Origin of the sequence: Brevibacterium sp. CCUG 69071, assembly GCF_021023135.1 — a bacterium.
In the GTDB taxonomy this organism is placed as follows: domain Bacteria; phylum Actinomycetota; class Actinomycetes; order Actinomycetales; family Brevibacteriaceae; genus Brevibacterium.
In genome coordinates this window covers 612,314-629,725 of the sequence record NZ_PGFV01000001.1, presented here as the reverse complement: position 1 = coordinate 629,725, position 17,412 = coordinate 612,314, and the positions used below count along the sequence as shown (strand labels likewise).

Annotated in this window: 14 protein-coding genes and 1 other RNA gene; 7 read left to right on the top strand and 8 right to left on the bottom strand. The window is 65.3% G+C overall.

Annotated elements, in window-relative coordinates; genetic code table 11:
• Positions 1–293: 293 nt before the first annotated feature.
• Complete coding sequence (locus CV023_RS02915; protein ID WP_230743955.1) at positions 294–734, bottom strand: RDD family protein; 441 nt, start codon at positions 732–734, stop codon at positions 294–296.
• 143 nt (positions 735–877) lie between these two features.
• On the opposite strand from CV023_RS02915, the gene glnA (CV023_RS02910) reads away from it, so the two are divergent.
• Positions 878–2,302 (top strand): type I glutamate--ammonia ligase, encoded by a 1,425-nt coding sequence (gene glnA, locus CV023_RS02910; RefSeq protein ID WP_230743954.1) that lies wholly within the window; start codon positions 878–880, stop codon positions 2,300–2,302.
• Between the two features lie 152 nt (positions 2,303–2,454).
• On the top strand, positions 2,455–3,933 hold the full coding sequence (locus CV023_RS02905) for a mycothione reductase (protein ID WP_230743953.1): 1,479 nt from the start codon (positions 2,455–2,457) through the stop codon (positions 3,931–3,933).
• Here CV023_RS02905 and CV023_RS02900 read toward each other — a convergent pair.
• The 3 genes from CV023_RS02900 to CV023_RS02890 are packed head-to-tail and all read right to left on the bottom strand — an operon-like array spanning position 3,918 to position 8,573.
• A complete protein-coding gene (locus tag CV023_RS02900; protein ID WP_230743952.1) occupies positions 3,918–6,962 on the bottom strand; it encodes a bifunctional [glutamine synthetase] adenylyltransferase/[glutamine synthetase]-adenylyl-L-tyrosine phosphorylase in 3,045 nt (1,014 codons plus the stop codon). The two genes, CV023_RS02905 and CV023_RS02900, sit on opposite strands and share 16 nt — an antisense overlap.
• Positions 6,963–6,967: 5 nt before the next feature.
• Positions 6,968–8,326 carry a type I glutamate--ammonia ligase gene (gene glnA / locus CV023_RS02895; RefSeq protein WP_230743951.1) on the bottom strand — a complete coding sequence of 453 codons (1,359 nt, stop codon included), beginning with the start codon at positions 8,324–8,326 and terminating at the stop codon, positions 6,968–6,970.
• A gap of 4 nt (positions 8,327–8,330) precedes the next feature.
• Positions 8,331–8,573: a hypothetical protein gene (locus CV023_RS02890; RefSeq protein WP_330166643.1), complete on the bottom strand. Its 243-nt coding sequence runs from the start codon at positions 8,571–8,573 to the stop codon at positions 8,331–8,333.
• Between the two features lie 259 nt (positions 8,574–8,832).
• On the opposite strand from CV023_RS02890, the gene ald reads away from it, so the two are divergent.
• Positions 8,833–9,951 (top strand): alanine dehydrogenase, encoded by a 1,119-nt coding sequence (ald, locus tag CV023_RS02885; RefSeq protein WP_230743950.1) that lies wholly within the window; start codon positions 8,833–8,835, stop codon positions 9,949–9,951.
• A gap of 143 nt (positions 9,952–10,094) precedes the next feature.
• Here ald and CV023_RS02880 read toward each other — a convergent pair whose 3' ends face one another.
• On the bottom strand, positions 10,095–10,820 hold the full coding sequence (locus CV023_RS02880; RefSeq protein ID WP_230743949.1) for a FadR/GntR family transcriptional regulator: 726 nt from the start codon (positions 10,818–10,820) through the stop codon (positions 10,095–10,097).
• A gap of 181 nt (positions 10,821–11,001) precedes the next feature.
• Here CV023_RS02880 and map point away from each other — a divergent pair, with 181 nt between their 5' ends.
• Both map and ppgK read left to right on the top strand, forming a co-directional pair.
• Positions 11,002–11,916, top strand: a complete 915-nt coding sequence (gene map, locus CV023_RS02875; RefSeq protein ID WP_230743948.1) for a type I methionyl aminopeptidase — start codon at positions 11,002–11,004, stop codon at positions 11,914–11,916.
• Positions 11,913–12,752 carry a polyphosphate--glucose phosphotransferase gene (gene ppgK, locus CV023_RS02870; RefSeq protein WP_230743947.1) on the top strand — a complete coding sequence of 280 codons (840 nt, stop codon included), beginning with the start codon at positions 11,913–11,915 and terminating at the stop codon, positions 12,750–12,752. Before map ends, ppgK begins: the two co-directional genes overlap by 4 nt.
• Positions 12,753–12,804: 52 nt before the next feature.
• Here ppgK and rnpB read toward each other — a convergent pair.
• An RNA gene (gene rnpB / locus CV023_RS02865) (RNase P RNA component class A) lies at positions 12,805–13,170 on the bottom strand.
• Between the two features lie 132 nt (positions 13,171–13,302).
• Here rnpB and CV023_RS02860 point away from each other — a divergent pair.
• Entirely contained in the window at positions 13,303–14,079 is a 777-nt protein-coding gene (locus CV023_RS02860) for a YaaA family protein (protein ID WP_230743946.1), read from the top strand.
• Positions 14,080–14,138: 59 nt separating this feature from the next.
• Here CV023_RS02860 and CV023_RS02855 read toward each other — a convergent pair whose 3' ends face one another.
• The gene (locus tag CV023_RS02855) at positions 14,139–14,867 is read right to left on the bottom strand and encodes a zinc ribbon domain-containing protein (RefSeq protein ID WP_230743945.1); all 729 of its coding nucleotides are present in this window, start codon (positions 14,865–14,867) and stop codon (positions 14,139–14,141) included.
• Between the two features lie 13 nt (positions 14,868–14,880).
• Positions 14,881–15,735, bottom strand: coding sequence for a Nif3-like dinuclear metal center hexameric protein (locus tag CV023_RS02850; protein ID WP_230743944.1), 855 nt, complete (start codon positions 15,733–15,735; stop codon positions 14,881–14,883).
• 104 nt (positions 15,736–15,839) lie between these two features.
• Between CV023_RS02850 and CV023_RS02845 the strand changes: the two genes are divergently transcribed.
• A complete protein-coding gene (locus CV023_RS02845; protein ID WP_230743943.1) occupies positions 15,840–17,381 on the top strand; it encodes a fatty acyl-CoA synthetase in 1,542 nt (513 codons plus the stop codon).
• Positions 17,382–17,412: the final 31 nt, after the last annotated feature.

Genomic DNA, 17,412 nt, shown 5'->3' with positions numbered 1-17,412 from the left:
CGAAAAGGGCACCGACTCATCATCGAGTCGGTGCCCTTTTCGTGACCGGTTTTCGCGTGGCAGAGCGGGTCTGTCAATGCGCGTGAAGCGGCTGAGTCAGCGCGAGTCAGACGGCTCGATCAACGTGGGATCGGAAAAAGTCGCCACCAGTGACGACTTCTTCGAGCTTCGCGTTGCACTCAGGCCTCTGGGGCGGCTCGGCACAATCGCTGGACGGCTCGGCCCGGCTTCGGGAGGGTTCGATCCGGCTGACGGGAGGGCTCGATCCGATGGAGGGACGGACCAGTGGCGAGTCAGCGGCGGAGGATCACGGTGCCGGCCGCGAGATCGTGCAGGCCACGATTGTCGCGGTCGAAGATCAGCGCGGGAATGACGAGCACGACGAGGACCGCGCGGATGAGGGACTTGAGCAGTCCGGGCACATGACCGTCGAGGCGGCGGACCTCGATGCCGAAGATCCGGTGACCGACCGAGTAGCCCAGCGTGGCCACCAGCAGGAATTGCTCGAGCGCGAAGATGCCCGGAGCCAGGAACGGGTTCCCGGAGTCGATGACGTTGGCGATCGCCAGACACATCAGCCAGTCCACGAGGAGGGCCAGTATCCGCCGCCACGCCGGTGCCAGAGAGTGCCGGCCCGACTCGGGCAGTCCGAGACGCTTGCCCGGCCAGTCTCCGGGCTCTCGCTCGATTTTGGGGCCATCCAGCCAAGACCCGAGGTCATCACGATCAATCACGGTCCCAGCCTACCGAAGTGAACCCTGGACGGATCCTCAGGAAACATGCCCGAAACATGAACGACATCACGTCTTCACCTGGGGCCAATTAGTATGGAGGGTGGTCAGGCAAACGGCCATACGAATCGAACTAGGAGACCTAAGTGTTCTCGTCTGCTGAAGAACTCGTCAACTACATCTCGGAGAACGACGTCAAATTCGTCGACGTTCGCTTCTGCGACCTCCCAGGTGTCGTGCAGCATTTCAACCTTCCCGCCGCCTCGTACGGTGAGGAGGAGATCACTGAAGGGCTGCTCTTCGACGGTTCCTCGATCACGGGGTTCCAGGGCATCCATGAGTCCGACATGAAGCTGCTCGCCGACGTGTCCTCGGCCTACATCGACCCGTTCCGCGAAGCCAAGACGCTCGTGGTCACGCACTCGATCGTCGATCCCTTCACCGATGAGCCCTACTCTCGCGACCCCCGCCAGGTCGCCGCGAAGGCTGAGGCCTACCTCGAGAGCACCGGCATCGCCGACACCGTATTCTTCGGCGCCGAGGCCGAGTTCTACCTCTTCGATTCCGTGCGCTTCGACAACACCCCCGGCAACAGCTTCTACGAGGTCGAGTCCGAAGAGGCAGCCTGGAACACCGGCGATGACGAGCCGGGAGGCAACCAGGGGTACAAGACCCCCTTCAAGGGCGGCTACTTCCCCGTCTCTCCTCAGGACCACTTCGCTGACATCCGCGATCAGATGTCACTGACCCTCGAGCAGATCGGCTTCGAGATGGAGCGCGCTCACCACGAGGTCGGCACCGCGGGCCAGCAGGAGATCAACTACAAGTTCAAGACGCTGCAGCACGCCGGCGATCAGCTGCTCGACTTCAAGTACGTGATCAAGAACACCGCGTTCAACGTCGGCAAGTCGGCCACTTTCATGCCGAAGCCGCTGTTCAACGACAACGGCTCGGGCATGCACTGCCACCAGTCGCTGTGGAAGAACGGCGAGCCGCTGTTCTATGACGAGAACGGCTACGGCGGTCTCTCGGACCTCGCTCGCTGGTACATCGGCGGCCTCATCGAGCACGCGGGAGCCGTGCTCGCCTTCACCAACCCGACGATCAACTCCTACCGTCGCCTGGTCCCCGGCTACGAGGCGCCCGTCAACCTCGTCTACTCGGCTCGCAACCGCTCGGCCGCCATCCGCATCCCGGTCACCGGTTCCTCGCCGAAGGCCAAGCGCCTCGAGTTCCGCGTGCCGGATCCCTCGACGAACCCCTACCTGGCCTTCTCCGCCCAACTGATGGCCGGCCTCGACGGAATCCGCAACCGGATCGAGCCCCCAGAGCCGATCGACAAGGACCTCTACGAGCTTCCTCCCGAGGAGGCCAAGGACATCAAGCTCGTCCCCGGTTCCCTCGACGAGGCGCTGCTCGAGCTCGAGAAGGACCACGACTTCCTCACCGCCGGCGATGTGTTCACCTCGGATCTCATCGAGACCTGGATCCGCATCAAGCGAGAGAACGAGATCGAGGTGGCTCGTCTCCGTCCGACACCCACCGAGTACGAGCTCTACTACTCACTCTGAGTTCGGCCGCGCGATCCCAGCGATAGCAGCCTCCCCTGCGGAGGGAATACAGTAAGAGCGTCACGGGTTCTCACCCGTGGCGCTCTTTCGCGCACACGCCCAGTCCGAGAGCCACCGGCCCCGCGGACTGACGACTGACAGAGGGATGGACTATGACTGACTACGATCTGCTTCTCATCGGCACGGGTTCGGGGAACATGTTCCTCGATTCCAGATTCGTCGGTCTCAAGACCGCGATCGCCGAGGAATGGCACTTCGGCGGCACCTGCCTCAACGTCGGCTGCATCCCGACGAAAATGTTCGTCTATCCCGCCACGCTCGCCGAGCAGGCGGCGGACTCTGATCGCTACAACATCTCCACGGAGTTCGACGGGGTCGATTGGCCTACCCTGCGCGACCGGATCTTCTCGCGGGTCGACGCCATCGAGGCCGGCGGTCGCGAGTACCGCAGCAGTGACCGTCAGCCCAATGTCACGGTCGTGCCCGAACACGTCCACTTCACCGGGCCCAAGAGCGTTCGGACGGCTTCGGGAGAGGAGATCACAGCAGATCGCATCGTCATCGCCGCCGGCGCCTCACCGGTCATTCCCGAGGCCGACGGACTCGATCGAGCCCGCGTCGACACGGACGGCTATCCCGTCTTCACCTCGAACACCGTCATGCGCCTGCCCGAGCGTCCCCGACGCCTCATCGTCATCGGATCGGGGATCATAGCCGCGGAGTTCGCCCATGTCTTCGCCGGCCTCGGCACGGAGGTGACGGTGATCACCCGCGGTCCCCGTCTGCTCGGACACCTCGATGAGGAGATCTCCGAGGAGTACACCTCGCTCTTCGACAGCACCCACACGGTCCTCCACGGTGCTGAGGTCACCGGGTACTCCGTTGCCGAGGAGGGCGTGACCGTGACGGTGGGGCCCAGCGGCCGCCTCGACGAGGTGGAGCTGCCGAGCACGATCACCGCCGACGGCGTGCTCATCGCCACGGGCAGGAAGCCGAACACGGCCGGATTGGAGATCGGCGCCACCGGATTCGACGTCCATCCCGATCATCGGCTCGCCGTCGATGAGCATCAGCGGGTCCTCGCCGATGGGCAGCCGGTTCCCGGCGTCTTCGCCCTCGGCGATATCAGCTCTCCCCATCAGCTCAAGCATGTGGCCAACCACGAAGCGAAGATCGTCGGTCGCAACCTGGCCGCCGATGTGGCGGCCGGGGCACCGGGCAGCGCCGCCGAGGCTGACCTCGCCGTCGTCAACCATCATGCCGTCCCCGGGGCGGTGTTCTCCTTACCGCAGGTCGCCTATGTCGGAATGACGGAGAAGCAGGCTCGCGAGGCCGGCCACGAGATCACCGTCAAGGTGCAGAAGTACGCCGACGTCGCCTACGGCTGGGCGATGGCCGATGATCCGGGGATCGTGAAGATCATCGCCGACCGTGGAACCCGGCAGATCCTCGGCGCACATATCGTCGGCCACGAGGCGTCGATGATCATCCAACCGCTGATCCAGGCGATGGCCTTCGGCCAGCGAGCCGACGAGGTTGCCGAAGGTCAGTACTGGATCCACCCTGCCCTGCCCGAAGTGATCGAGAACGCGCTGCTCGGTCTCGAGTTCGAAGATCAGGTGAATCCGTAGAAGCGGTGCTCCATGACGTTCCTCGCGTGCCGGGTGGCGCGCAGGTAGTCGTCCTCGAGGTCGTGTCCTCCCCCGACGGGGTAGCCCAGCAGTCGGGCGGTGGCTTCGAGTTCGGTGTGATCGGCCGGCAGTGACTGTGCCGTGCGACCGCGGTAGAGCATCACCGCCGATCGCACATCGGTGGCCAGCTGCCATGCGACGGCCAACTCCTCGGCGTCCTCCTCCGGTATCAGCGATTCCTCGGCCGCGACCCGCAGGGCCGGCAGCGTCGAGGTCGTCCGCAGCGCGGGCAGCCGATCAGCGTGTTGGAGCTGGAGGAGCTGCACGGTCCATTCGACGTCGGAGAGGCTGCCGCGGCCGAGCTTGAGGTGCCGTCGCTTGTCCGCGCTGCGCGGCAGCCGCTCGTCCTCCATCCGCGCCTTCAGGGTTCGGACCTGAGTGAGCGCCTTGCCCGGCATCTCGGACGGGTAGCGCAGCGGGTCGATGAGTTCGGCGAAGTCATCGATGAGCGCCTGATCACCGGCGACGGGGCGTGCTCGCAGCAGCGCCTGCGCTTCCCAGGGCTGCGACCATTTCGCATAGTAGGCCTGGTAGGAGGAGAAGCTGCGGACGAGGGGTCCGTTCTTGCCTTCGGGGCGCAGGTCCGCGTCGAGGTCGACGCCCTGTGCCCCTTCGCTGGCCTTGAGCCGGGTTGTCAGCTGCAGGGCGATCTTGTTCACGTGCTTGCTCAGCTTCGCCTTCGCCTCGGCGTCGAGGTCTTCCCCGGTCGCTCGATAGACGAACATGGAGTCGGCATCGGAGAAGTAGCCGATCTCCCTGCCGCCCCAACGGCCCATGGCGACGAGCGCGAACTCATAGTCCGGGGTCTCGGGACCGTCGAGGTCGAAGCGCACGGCCCGGAGCGCGCCGGACACGGCCAGGTCCATGAGATCCGAGAGATCGCCGGGGATCTCGGCCCGATCCCCGGCATCGAGCACATCGCGCAGAGCGATCCGCAGCAGCTCGCGACTGTAGGTCTCCCGGATCTGCGTGACCGCCGCCGCACCATGGCGTTTGAGCAGGCCGGAGACTTCCGCCTCAAGGGTCTGCGGGTCTCGGGCACGCAGATTCTCGAAGTCGTCCAGCCAGGCCACCGCTGCCGGCTGCCGTAGCAGCAGCTCGGTCGAATAGCCCGACAGTGAGAGCACCTCGGCCACCGATTTGGCGGCGAGACCCGAGTCCCGGAGCATCTTGAGGAACCAGCCCGATGACGACAGCGATTCACTCAGACGCCGGAAGGACAGCAGCGCGGAATCGGGTTCGACCCCGTCGGAGAACCAGTCGAGCAGTGCAGGAAGCACCTGCTTGATCACCAGGGCCGTCCGTGACATGCCGGTGGTCAGCGACTTGATATGGCCGAGTGCTCCCTGCGGATCGCGGTAGCCGAAGGCCCGCAGGCGATCCGCTGCCGCCTGCAGACTCGTCCCGCGGTTGTGGGCGTCGACGACGGCCCCGTGCACCCCGACAGCGGCCTCGAGGATCGGGCGGTAGAAGATCTGCTCATGCAGCCGCGTCACCTGCTTGGCATAGTCCCGACGCGTCTCCTCGAGTCTCTCACCGGTGCGAGAGCCGGAACGGAAGACCGATCGGGCCAAACTCCGCAGCTTCTCCGGGTCATCGGGGATGAGTGCGTTGCGCAGCATCCGCGGCATCTGCACCCGGTGTTCGACGACCCGCATGAACCGGTAGGCCGTGGAGAAGGCGAAGGCGTCGTCCTTGCCGATATAGCCGTGCTCTCCGAGCTCTTCCAACGCCATGAGCGTATTGGGAGTCCGGATGTCTTCGTCGGTGCGGCCGTGGACGAGCTGGAGCAGCTGGGCGGAGAACTCGACATCGCGCAGTCCCCCACGTCCGAGCTTGATCTGCCGTGGCGCCTCGGCGGCGGGGATGAGGTCGACGACTCGCCGGCGCATCGACCGGATGCCGTCGATGAAACCCTGCCGACTGGAGGCCTGCCACACCAGCGGGAGGAGGCTGTCGGAGAAGGCCTGACCCACCTCGGCGTCGCCGGCGACCGGACGCGCCTTGAGCAGGGCCTGGAACTCCCAGTTCTTCGCGATATCGGAATAGTAGTGGGTGTATTCGGAGAGGGTGCGCACCAGCGGCCCGGCCTTGCCTTCGGGACGCAGCGCCGTGTCGACCTCCCACAGGGCGGGTTCGGGGCCCGCATCGGAGAGGATGCCGCGCATGCGCTGCGCGATGTCCGTGGCCAGCGATCGCTGCTCGTCATCGGTTGCGGAATCGAGGACGAAGACGACATCGACATCGGAGACGTAGTTGAGTTCCCGTGCCCCGGTCTTGCCCAGGGCGATCACGGCGAGTCTGATCGAACCGTTCGGATCGAGTTCGGCTCGGGCGATGGCCAGAGCCGCATCCATGGCGGCGGCCGCGAGGTCGGAGAGCACAGCCATGACATGGTCGACGATCTCCACAGGAGCCTCGGCGGCCACATCGTCGGCGACCAGGCGCAGCTGGGCGTCTCGGTAGGCTCGCCGCAGTGCCCGGACGCCGTCGTCGCCGAGCGTTTCGGCGATCGGAGAGGGATCGTCGGCATTCGCCCCGACGGCGTCGAGGAGGGCGGAGCGCAGTGACGATGAGGAAGCCGCCGGGGTGGAGATGATGAGGAACGGGTCCCTCTCCAACAGCACGGGCAGGGACTTCGGGTTGCGCACGAGGTGGTCGACCATCGCCTCCGAGGTGCCCATCACCCCAAGAAGTCGCGCCAACAGAGCCCGGTCGAGGTCATCCTCGCTCAGATCCTTCGCGGTGCCGGTGCGCACGGCGCTGAGGAACTGCCCGGCCTCATCCCCGGCGGCCTCGAGGATTCTGAGCAGTCCCAGTGCAGCCGCATGCGGGTCGGGCGTCGCCTCGAGCAGATCGATGAACCGCGAATCCGTGGCCAGCTCCTGCCCGAGGATCTCGTTGATCTCGGTCAGGAAGCGGGCCGCGGATTCGGAGACCGAAGACGTTCGGGAAGTCAGGCGGGCCATGGCGATTACATCGAGGTGAAGTGCTTGGCGAGCTCGTACGGTGTCACCTGAGCACGGTATTCGGTCCACTCCTGACGCTTGTTGCGCAGGAAGAAGTCGAACACCTCCTCACCGAGGGTCTCGGCGACGAGGTCAGACTGCTCCATCAGTTCGAGTGCGTGCGAGAGGCTGGTCGGCAGGGCCTTGATGCCCATCGCGCGGCGTTCGGTGTCGGAGAGCAGCCAGACGTTGTCCTCCGCCTCTTCCGGCAGTTCGTACCCTTCCTCGACGCCTTTGAGCCCGGCGGCGAGCATCAGCGCATAGGACAGGTACGGATTGGCCGCGGAGTCGAGGGCACGGTACTCCACACGCGCCGAGGAGGATTTGCCCGAGTTGTACTGCGGGACTCTGACCAGCGCGGACCGGTTCCTGTGCCCCCAGGAGATGTAGGACGGGGCTTCGTGTCCGGTCCACAGGCGCTTGTAGGAATTCACATGCTGGTTCGTCACCGCCGTGATCTCGGCAGCGTGGGTGAGCAGGCCGGCGATGAACTGACGGCCGGTCTTCGAGAGCTGGTACGTCGCGCCCGGTTCGAAGAAGGCATTGTTCTCGCCTTCGAACAGGGACACATGCGTGTGCATGCCGTTGCCGGGATGCGCGGCCAGCGGCTTGGGCATGAACGAGCCGTACACGCCCTGCGAGATCGCGACCTCTTTGATCACCGACCGGAAGGTCATGATGTTGTCGGCCATGGTCAGCGCGTCCGCATAGCGCAGGTCGATCTCGTTCTGCCCGGGTCCGCCCTCATGGTGGGAGAATTCCACCGACAGTCCCATGGCCTCGAGCATCGTCACCGCCGAACGCCGGAAGTCATTGGCGGTGCCGCCGTTGACGTGGTCGAAGTAGCCCGCGGTGTCCACGGGAATCGGCTTCGTGCCGTCGATGATGCCGGTGCCCGTGTCGAGATTCTCGGTCTTGAACAGATAGAACTCGATCTCCGGATGGACGTAGAAGGTGAAGCCCTTCTCCGCGGCTTTCGCCAACGTCCGCTTGAGCACATTGCGCGGATCGGCCGGAGCCGGTTCGCCGCCGGGAACGTGGATGTCGCAGAACATGCGTCCGGTGGGTTCGGTCTCACCCCTCCACGGCAGCAGGGAGAAGGTCGAGGGATCCGGTTTGAGGACCATGTCGGCCTCATAGACGCGTGAGAGCCCCTCCACGGCAGAGCCGTCGAAGCCGATCCCCTCGGCGAAAGCCCCCTCGAGCTCAGCGGGAACGATCGCCACGGACTTGAGCTGTCCGAGCACATCGGTGAACCATAGCCGGATGAAGCGGACCTCACGGTCCTCGACCGTCCTGAGAACGAACTCTTCCTGGCGCGACATCAATTCAGCCGTTCCACTTCTCGTCGTCCTCGTCCCACTTCTGGTTGCGTGCGCGCGCCTTCTCGAGCGCGGCGCGGGCGACCTCTTCGGTCTCATACGGTCCCATGCGATGGGTCCAGTCGCTGACGAGTCCCTTCTCGACGGCGTTGGTCTCGAGATTGAAGTAGTACTTCGAATCGGGACCGTCGATGTCTTCGTAGATGCCCATGGCGAACCTTCTTTCATCCGCGTAGTCGTGCACTGACATGGATCAGCTTACCTTTTGCGGTGGAGAAGTCTCGGCTCCTCACCAAGCATGTAGGAGGCTGGGCCGAGCGTCTCCCGCGAATCGCGATTTCCGCTCTTGTGCGCGCTGCGGAAAACTGATTCCGCAAAATTTGCGACGAAACCAGGCATAAAGGTTTGCTCTGCAAACCTTCTAGGCAATAGAGTGAGGACAGCAGCCGGTCGACGCCGCCGTCGATCGCATCCGCCCCACGGGCGCACCAATGAGAAGAGGGAAAGCAATGCGCATTTCAGTGCCCACCGAGGTCAAGAACAACGAGTTCCGAGTCGCCATCACCGCCGCCGGAGTCCACGAGCTCGTCGCCCACGGACATGAGGTCACCGTTCAGGCCGGCGCCGGCGCCGGATCTTTCATCGCCGATGAGGAGTACGTCGAGGCGGGAGCGACCATCGCCGCCGATGCCGCAAGCACCTGGGCCGCCGGCGACCTGGTCCTCAAGGTCAAGGAGCCCATCGAGCAGGAGTACGGTTTCCTGCGCAAGGATCTCGTGCTCTTCACCTATCTGCACCTGGCCGCCGACGAAGCCCTGACCCAGGCGCTGATGAACGCCGGAACCACCGCAATCGCCTATGAGACCGTCCAGCCCGACGGCGGCGGACTGCCCCTGCTGGCACCGATGAGCGAGATCGCCGGACGCCTCTCGACTCAGGTCGGCGCCCACAGCCTGCTCAAGGCCGAAGGCGGCCGGGGCATCCTGCTCTCGGGAGTGCCCGGTGTCGAACGCGCCAGCGTCGTCGTCATCGGCGCCGGAGTCGCCGGGACCAATGCCGCCCGCATGGCCTTGGGGCTAGGAGCCGATGTCGAGGTCATCGACATCAACATTCCGCGTCTGCGTCAGATCGATGAGACCTTCGCCGGAGCGATCGCAACGAAGGTCTCGAACAAGTACGAGATCACGAAGTCTCTGGCGACGGCCGACCTGGTCATCGGCTCGGTGCTGATCCCGGGCAAGAAGGCTCCGAAGCTGGTCACCGATGAGATGGTGGCCGGGATGAAGCCGGGTTCGGTGCTCGTCGACATCGCCATCGACCAGGGCGGCTGCTTTGAGAACTCGCGGCCGACGACACACGATGACCCCACCTTCACCGTCCACAACTCGATCTACTACTGCGTGGCGAACATGCCCGGCGCCGTCCCGAACACGGCCACCGCGGCGCTGACGAACGCGACCCTGCCCTTCGCCGTCAAGCTCGCGAACCAGGGATGGCACCAGGCGCTGTCGAACGATGCGGGTCTGGCGCGCGGGCTCAATGTCCACAACGGCCACGTCACCAACGACAACGTCGCCGAGGCCTTCGGTCTCGAAGCGGTGTCCGTGGCTCACGCCCTCGCGAACTGAGAGGCTCCGCCGCCTGTAAGTCTCCGCATCGGGGTGGCCGCCGCACCCTGACAGCGCTCAGTCCACAGTTCCGTCGTAGACCTCGTCTCGAGAGACGTTGTTTACGACGGAACTGTGGACTGAGGGGGCCGGCCGCCTCGCGTTCAGGAGTGCGGAGGCATCGTGGTGGAGCGGAAGTGCTCCTCGCAGAGACGACCCGCCGCCTCGGCATCACCGGCCTCGATCGCGTCGACGATCGCGGCGTGATCCTGCACCGCATGTTCGAAGAGCTTCCGGGAGAACGGGTCGTGCCGGAATCCGGCATTGATCCTCGTGTCGATGTCGATGGCCATGCGGACGAGCTCGGGATTGTGTCCTGCTCGGGCGATGGCGAAATGGAACCGCGCGTCCGCTGTTCTGGCGGCGGCAGCCTCGGCGCGTTCGGAATATCTCTCCGCGAGCTCCCGCAGTTCGGCGAGCTCCACCTCGGTGCGGCGCATGGCGGCGGTGGCGGCAAGACTGTTCTGGAAGATCGCACGCGCGTCGAGGAGATTGAGCCGCTCGGCGTGGAATTCGTCGATGCGTCCGGCCATCGGGGCCAGAGCCTCCGGGTTGACATGGGAGACGAAGGTCCCTCCCCCGCGTCCGCGGCGACGTTCGACCACGCCGAGGCGTTCGAGACGCAGCAGAGCCGCGCGCACACTCGACCGCGACACTTGCAGATCAGCAGCCAGGGTGCGTTCTCCGGGCAGCAGGGTGCCCTCGGGCAGGGCGCCCACGGCGATGCCGGAGAGGATGTGGTCGGCGATCTGCTGGGGGGCGCTCGTCAGGCTCACGACATCGCTCAGGCCCGAGAATTCGTGCCCCGAAGCCTCGTTCGTCTCGCTCATCGCACCTCCCGTGCATCCTCATCACCAACTGCGCTGACCGTGGCGGTCGCAGCCGCGGCCCCGGTCGACTCACGGGGTGCCGCAATCACGATTCTAAACGCGCAGGCCCGGCTGACTGCGCACCGACAGGCATCGCGATTGTGGAATATCGGCCCGAAACCGCTCTAGAATCGGAATCATCATGACTGCATCGCCCAGACTCCTCACGCCAGGAACCATCTCCCCCGAACGCGGTGTTCCCAAGAACATCATCCGTCCCGAATACGTCGGACGCGCCGATGCCGATGAAGGCCACGGTAACAACTTCTACAGCGCCGAGGAGATCGAACAGGTCCGCACCGCAGGTCGGATCGCGGCGAACGCCCTCGCCGTCGTCGGCGAGATCATCGCCCCGGGAGTGACCACGGACGAGATCGATCGCGTCGCCCACGAATATATGTGCGATCACGGCGCCTATCCCTCCACTCTGGGATACCGCGGTTTCCCGAAGTCGGTGTGCACCTCGCTCAATGAGGTCATCTGCCACGGCATCCCCGATTCCACCGTGGTCGAGGACGGTGACATCGTCAACGTCGATATCACCGCCTACATCGACGGCATGCACGGGGACACGAACTACACGTTCTATGCCGGTGAGGTCGACGAGGAGTCGCGGCTGCTCGTCGAACGGACCTATCAGGCCATGATGCGCGGAATCAAGGCCGTGAAGCCGGGACGCGAGATCAACGTCATCGGCCGGGTGATCGAGAAGTTTGCGAAGCGCTTCGACTACGGGGTCGTCCGCGACTACAGCGGACACGGGGTCGGTCGGGAGTTCCACTCGGGCCTCATCGTGCCCCACTATGACGCCGCACCCGCCCACGCCGAGGTGATGGAGCCGGGAATGATCTTCACGATCGAGCCGATGCTCAACCTCGGGACCGTGGATTGGGACGTCTGGGACGATTCCTGGACAGTGGTGACGAAGGACCGGAAGCGCTCCGCCCAGTTCGAGCACACTCTCGTCGTCACCGACACCGGAGCCGAGATCCTCACCCAGCCGGATGCGGACACCGCCATCGCCGCCGGACCGATCAGCGAACAGGACCGAGCATGACAGACGAATCCCAGGATCGATTCGCCATCGGCATCGACATCGGAGGCACCGGGATCAAAGCCGCCCTCGTCGATACCGCCACAGGCCAGCTCGCGTTCAAACGCGTCCGGGTGCTCACCCCCAAACCGAGCACCCCGATCGCCGTCGCCGAGGCGATCAGCGAAGTCATCGAGATGCTCACCAGCAAGGCCCTCGAGCTCGAGGTCGTCGACGACCGGGCGAGCCTCGACGCGCTGCCGATCGGGTGCGGATTCCCCGGTGTGGTCCGCGACGAGCGTGTCCACTTCGCCGCGAACCTCGACCAGAGCTGGATCGGCTCGAACATCGTCGAGATCCTCACCGAGCACACGGGCAGAACCTTCCACTTCATGAACGACGCGGATGCCGCGGGTCTGGGCGAGATGGTCTTCGGCGCCGGTCGCAAGCATCGGAAGAAGACCGTGCTGCTGACGACCCTGGGCACCGGAATCGGGACTGCGCTGTTCACTCAGGGGCGTCTGGTCCCCTACACCGAGCTCGGACACATCGAGATGAACGGGCGTGACGCAGAGACGCAGGCGGCCGAGTCGGTCAAGGTGCGGGAGAACCTCGACTATGACGAGTGGGCGAAGCGCCTCCAGCAGTACTACACGCAGATCGAGCTGCTCGTCTCTCCCGACCTCATCATCGTCGGCGGCGGGATCTCGAAGTCCCACACGGACTTTCTGCACATGATCGACACGCGGGCCGAACTCAAACCGGCAAAACTCTTCAACAACGCAGGCATCGTCGGTGCTGCGATCCTCGCCGTCAACGGCGGCAAGGCGAAGGTGAAGAAGAGCTCCTCGAACGGCTGAGGCTCAATGTCGTCTGAGGCCGACCGTCAGCTGAGGCCGTATCGCGGTGGAGGAGGACAGGCCACCGATACGCCGGGTTCTGTCATCGAGTCGGTTGCCCTTCTCGACTGACGGTCATCTATCTGGGACCGATGTCACCACCGGCCTCAAGCAATCCACCCGACGACTCGGCGAGCAGCCTCGAACGTCGTCTGTCTGATCTTGCTCCGGATGGGGTTTACCCAGCAGCGCCGGTTGCCCGGCACTCTGGTGGTCTCTTACACCACCGTTTCACCCTTACCCAGTCGGAACTGGGCGGTCTGCTCTCTGTTGCACTTGCCCGCGGGTTGCCCCGGGTGGGTGTTACCCACCATCCCTGCTCTGTGGAGCCCGGACGTTCCTCAGCCCCCTGGAGGGCCGCGACCGTCTGGTGACCTGTCCTCGAATTCCCCAGTGTACCCCGACCGGACACCGTGGCCGGCACTCGAATCGGGCCGGGGACAGGTGACGTGACGGAGGTCATCCCGACCCCGCCTCGATGCTCGGGCTCGGACCCCAATACGATGGTGGGGTGAAGATTCTGCTGCCGCCCTCAGAGGGCAAGACCCCTGCCGATACGGGCTCGCCCCTCGATCTCGAGAAACTCTCGGCACCGGATCTGGGACCCCAGCGGAAGAAGGTGCTGACGACCCTGCAGAAGGTCTCGAAGCGCAAGGACGCACTCGAACGCCTCGGGGTCGGCGCATCGCTGGCCGCCGACGTCGAACGCAACATCGTGCTCGACACCCTGCCGTGCGCACCCGCCCTGCTCACCTACTCCGGGGTCCTCTATGAGGCGATGGGTGCCCCCGAACTCGTCGCCGAGGCGAGCCGGAACGACACACTGAGTCAGAGACTCCGCGACGTCCACGTCTTCTCCGCCCTCTTCGGACAGGTCTCCGGGCTCGATCCGATCCCGGCCTATCGCCTGGCGATGAAGACCGACCTGGCCGGGCTCGGGAAGCTGAGCACGTGGTGGCGTCCCCTGCTGGCGAAGTCCTTCGCCGTCGATCCCGCCGAGGTGGTGCTCGACTGTCGTTCGAGCGACTACCGTGCGGCGTGGCCGGGGCCCAACAATCAGGTCGTCACCGTCGGCGCGGTCAAGGACACCGGGACGAAACGCAGCGTCGTCTCACACTGGGCGAAGTTCTACCGCGGAGAGTTCGTCGGCCGACTCCTCTGCGACGACCGCCCGCTGCCATCTTCGACCGAGGACCTCGTGGCACGTGCCGCAGAGACCTATGAGGTGGAGTTCACCGAGCACACGAAGACCAAGCCGGGTGCGCTGACGATCGTCCTCCGCGACTGAGCGTGCCCGGGCACGCAGTCTGAGCCGAGCACGCAACTCGGGCTCGGTGCGTGGCCGATTCAGCTGCGCCGCAGCAGAACCGCCTCGCACTCCTCGCATTCGTAGGTCTCGTTCGCGTCACCGGCGAGCATCGTCTTCCATGTCGCAGCGCCGATCTCCTGGCCGCAGGCCTGACAGTTCGGGCCGGTCAGGATCGCGGCTCCGGGCCCGCCCTGGGCGATGTTCGTGTCGAATTGGGAGGCCACCGCGGTCGGCAGCTGCTCTCGGAGCTTCTCGGCTTCGGCGCTGTTGTCCTCGAGCTCGCCGCTCAGTTCGGCCTTGCGCTCCTTGACCGCCGTCTGCACGCTGCGACCCTCGGCGGTGACCTCGTCGAGCCTGCGGTCGACATCGGCCAGTCCCGCCTCGGCGGCCTCGAGCTCCTCCATCGAGCCGAGCTCGATCTCCTCGAGCTCGCCGACCCGCTCCTCGTGAGCGGCGATCTCGTTCTGCAGATTCACGAGGTCACGGCTGGTCAGGCCGGTGCCGTCATTGAGCTCCTCGGTCTTCTTCGCGATCTGGGTCTTCTGCTTCTCGATCAGGGCGTTCGTCTCCGCCACCGCCCCGCGATGCCCTTCGACCACCTCGGCGGCTTCGGCCTTCCGCGTTCCCAGCTCCTTGTGGGAGTTCACGAGTTCCTGCAGCTGCTCGGCCTGTTTGGGGTTGTCGTGTTCGTGGCGCAGAGCCCGACCGCGGGCGGCGACGGCGATGAGCGATTCGAGGGCGGTGCGTTGGTCCGGGGTGATCAGCATGGTGGGATCCTCATCAGTAGCGTTCGACCCAGGGGTCGGTGTTGACGGCCGAGTGCTGCAGAGACACCGTGAGGCCGCGAGCGGCGAACTCGGCTTCGAGCGCCTGCGCCGCGGCTTCGAGCCACACGGTCTCCGACGCCCAGTGCGAGACGTCGATGAGCTGCGGTCGACCATCGTGTCGGTTGGCGGTGTCCCGGGCCTCGGTGGCGGGGTGGTGCCGCAGGTCGGCGGTGATGTAGACCTCGGCTCCGCTGGCGCGGACCTCGACGAAGAGGGAGTCACCGGCTCCCCCGCAGACGGCGACTCGCTGAACGGTCGCCGCCGGGTCTCCGGCGATGCGGACCCCGGTGGTGGTGCGTGGGAGACGATCGGCCAGGGTGCGGGCGATGTCCCGGACGGCGGTCGGGACGGCGAGGTCGCCGACCCGACCGATGCCGGTCGGCAGCGCCGCGTCGTCCGCGTCACCGTGGCGATCATGGGGCACCAGGGGCTTCGCATTCTCGATCCCGAGCAGGGAGATCAGCGCGTCGGAGACTCCCCCGCGGGCCGAGTCGGCATTCGTGTGCGCGTTGAAGGCGGCAATGTCGTTGCTGATCAGTGTGTGCACGGCTCCGCCCTTGAGAGTGCCGACGCTGACCGAATTGACGGGTTTGAGCAGCAGCGGATGATGCGTGAACAGCAGATCGGCCCCGAGCACCACCGCCTCGGCGATGACCGAATCCATCGGGTCCAGGGCGAGCAGGATCGACCGAACCTCGGCATCGGGATCGCCGACAGCCAGACCCACGGAGTCCCAACTCTCGGCGAGGCTTCGCGGCCACAGCGAATCGAAGACCTCGACGCATTCTCTGACCAATGGATAGTCCATGGCTCCACACTATTACATGTCCACGGCTGACAATTTCCTGCACCCTTGACCGCGGCCGAAGAGACCCAGTTCACTAATCGCTCGATCACCATTAGATTTGGCTCATGTCTACTTCAGCAGCGAATGCACAGCCCGCGGATCTGCATTTCTCCTCGACCGTCGCCGATCTCATCCGCCGCAGCGCCGGACGCTTCGATGACGATGTCGCGATCGAATTCGGTGACCGTGTCTGGACCTATACCGAACTCGACGCCGGGGTCACCGCCGTGGCTCGGGAGCTTCTGCGACTCGGGGCGCAGCCGGGCGATCGAGTCGCAGCCTACGGCAAGAACTCGGATCTCTATGCCCTCCTCTATCTCGGCTGCGCTCGTGCCGGACTCATCCACGTGCCCGTGAACTTCCAACTCAAGAACGCTGAGCTCGACTACATCCTCGACAACTCCGGGGCACGGTTCGTCTTCGCCGATGCGGACCTGCTCGCGGCCGTCACCGACACTGCGACCGGGGCGCAGGCCGAAGTCCTCGACCTGACGGTCCTGCTCGACCCTGCGACCGCCGATGAGATCCCACCGGTCGCGGCGGACGAGTTCCCGGTCGCCGATTCGGACGTGGCCCAGCTTCTCTACACCTCGGGCACCACCTCGGCGCCGAAGGGGGCGGTGATGACCCATCGGGCGCTGATCCACGAGTACATTTCCTCCCTGCTCAGCCTCGACTTCGCACCGACCGACCGGGTCGTCCATGCGCTGCCGCTCTACCATTCGGCGCAGATGCACGTGTTCCTGCTGCCGCTGCTGGCGATGGGCGCGCACAACATCATCGTCCCGTCACCGGTGCCAGAGCAGCTGCTGGCCCTGTTCGAGGAGCGGGAGATCAATTCCTTCTTCGCCGCACCCACCGTGTGGGTCGCGCTGGCCAACAGCCCGGAGCTGGCCACGCGCAATCTCGACAGCCTCCGCAAGGCCTACTACGGTGCCTCGATCATGCCCGGCCCGATCCTTGAGAAGCTGCGTGGACGTCTGCCGCGGCTCGGTTTCTACAACTGCTTCGGGCAATCTGAGATGGGGCCGCTGTGCACGGTGCTGCGGCCCGAGGACCACGACGCTCATCCGGGATCGGCCGGGCGTGCGGTGATGTTCGTCGAAACGCGCGTGATCGACGAAACGGGTGCGGACCTGCCCCCGGGTGAACAGGGCGAATTGCTCTACCGGTCCCCGCAGCTGTGCGAAGGGTATTGGAACAGGCCCGAGGCCACGGCCGAGGCCTTCGAGAACGGCTGGTTCCACTCCGGTGATCTCGTGAAGATGGACGAGCACGGCTTCGTCGAAGTCGTCGACCGCGTCAAGGACGTCATCAACACCGGCGGGGTGCTTGTGGCCAGCCGGGAGGTCGAGGACGCGATCTTCGAACTCCCCCAGGTCGCCGAGGTGGCCGTGGTCGGGGTGGCCGACGAGAAGTGGATCGAGGCGATCACCGGCTTCGTCGTCCTCAAGGCGGATCAGGCTGAGATCACCGAGGCGGAGGTGATCGCCCATGTCAAGGATCGTCTCGCCGGGTTCAAAGTCCCCAAGCGGATCGCCTTCGTGTCGGAGCTGCCGAAGAACTCCGCGGGCAAGATCCTCAAACGCCAGCTGCGCGAGGTCTGAGCCTGCCTCGCCTCGTGGGCGCCCTCTTCGT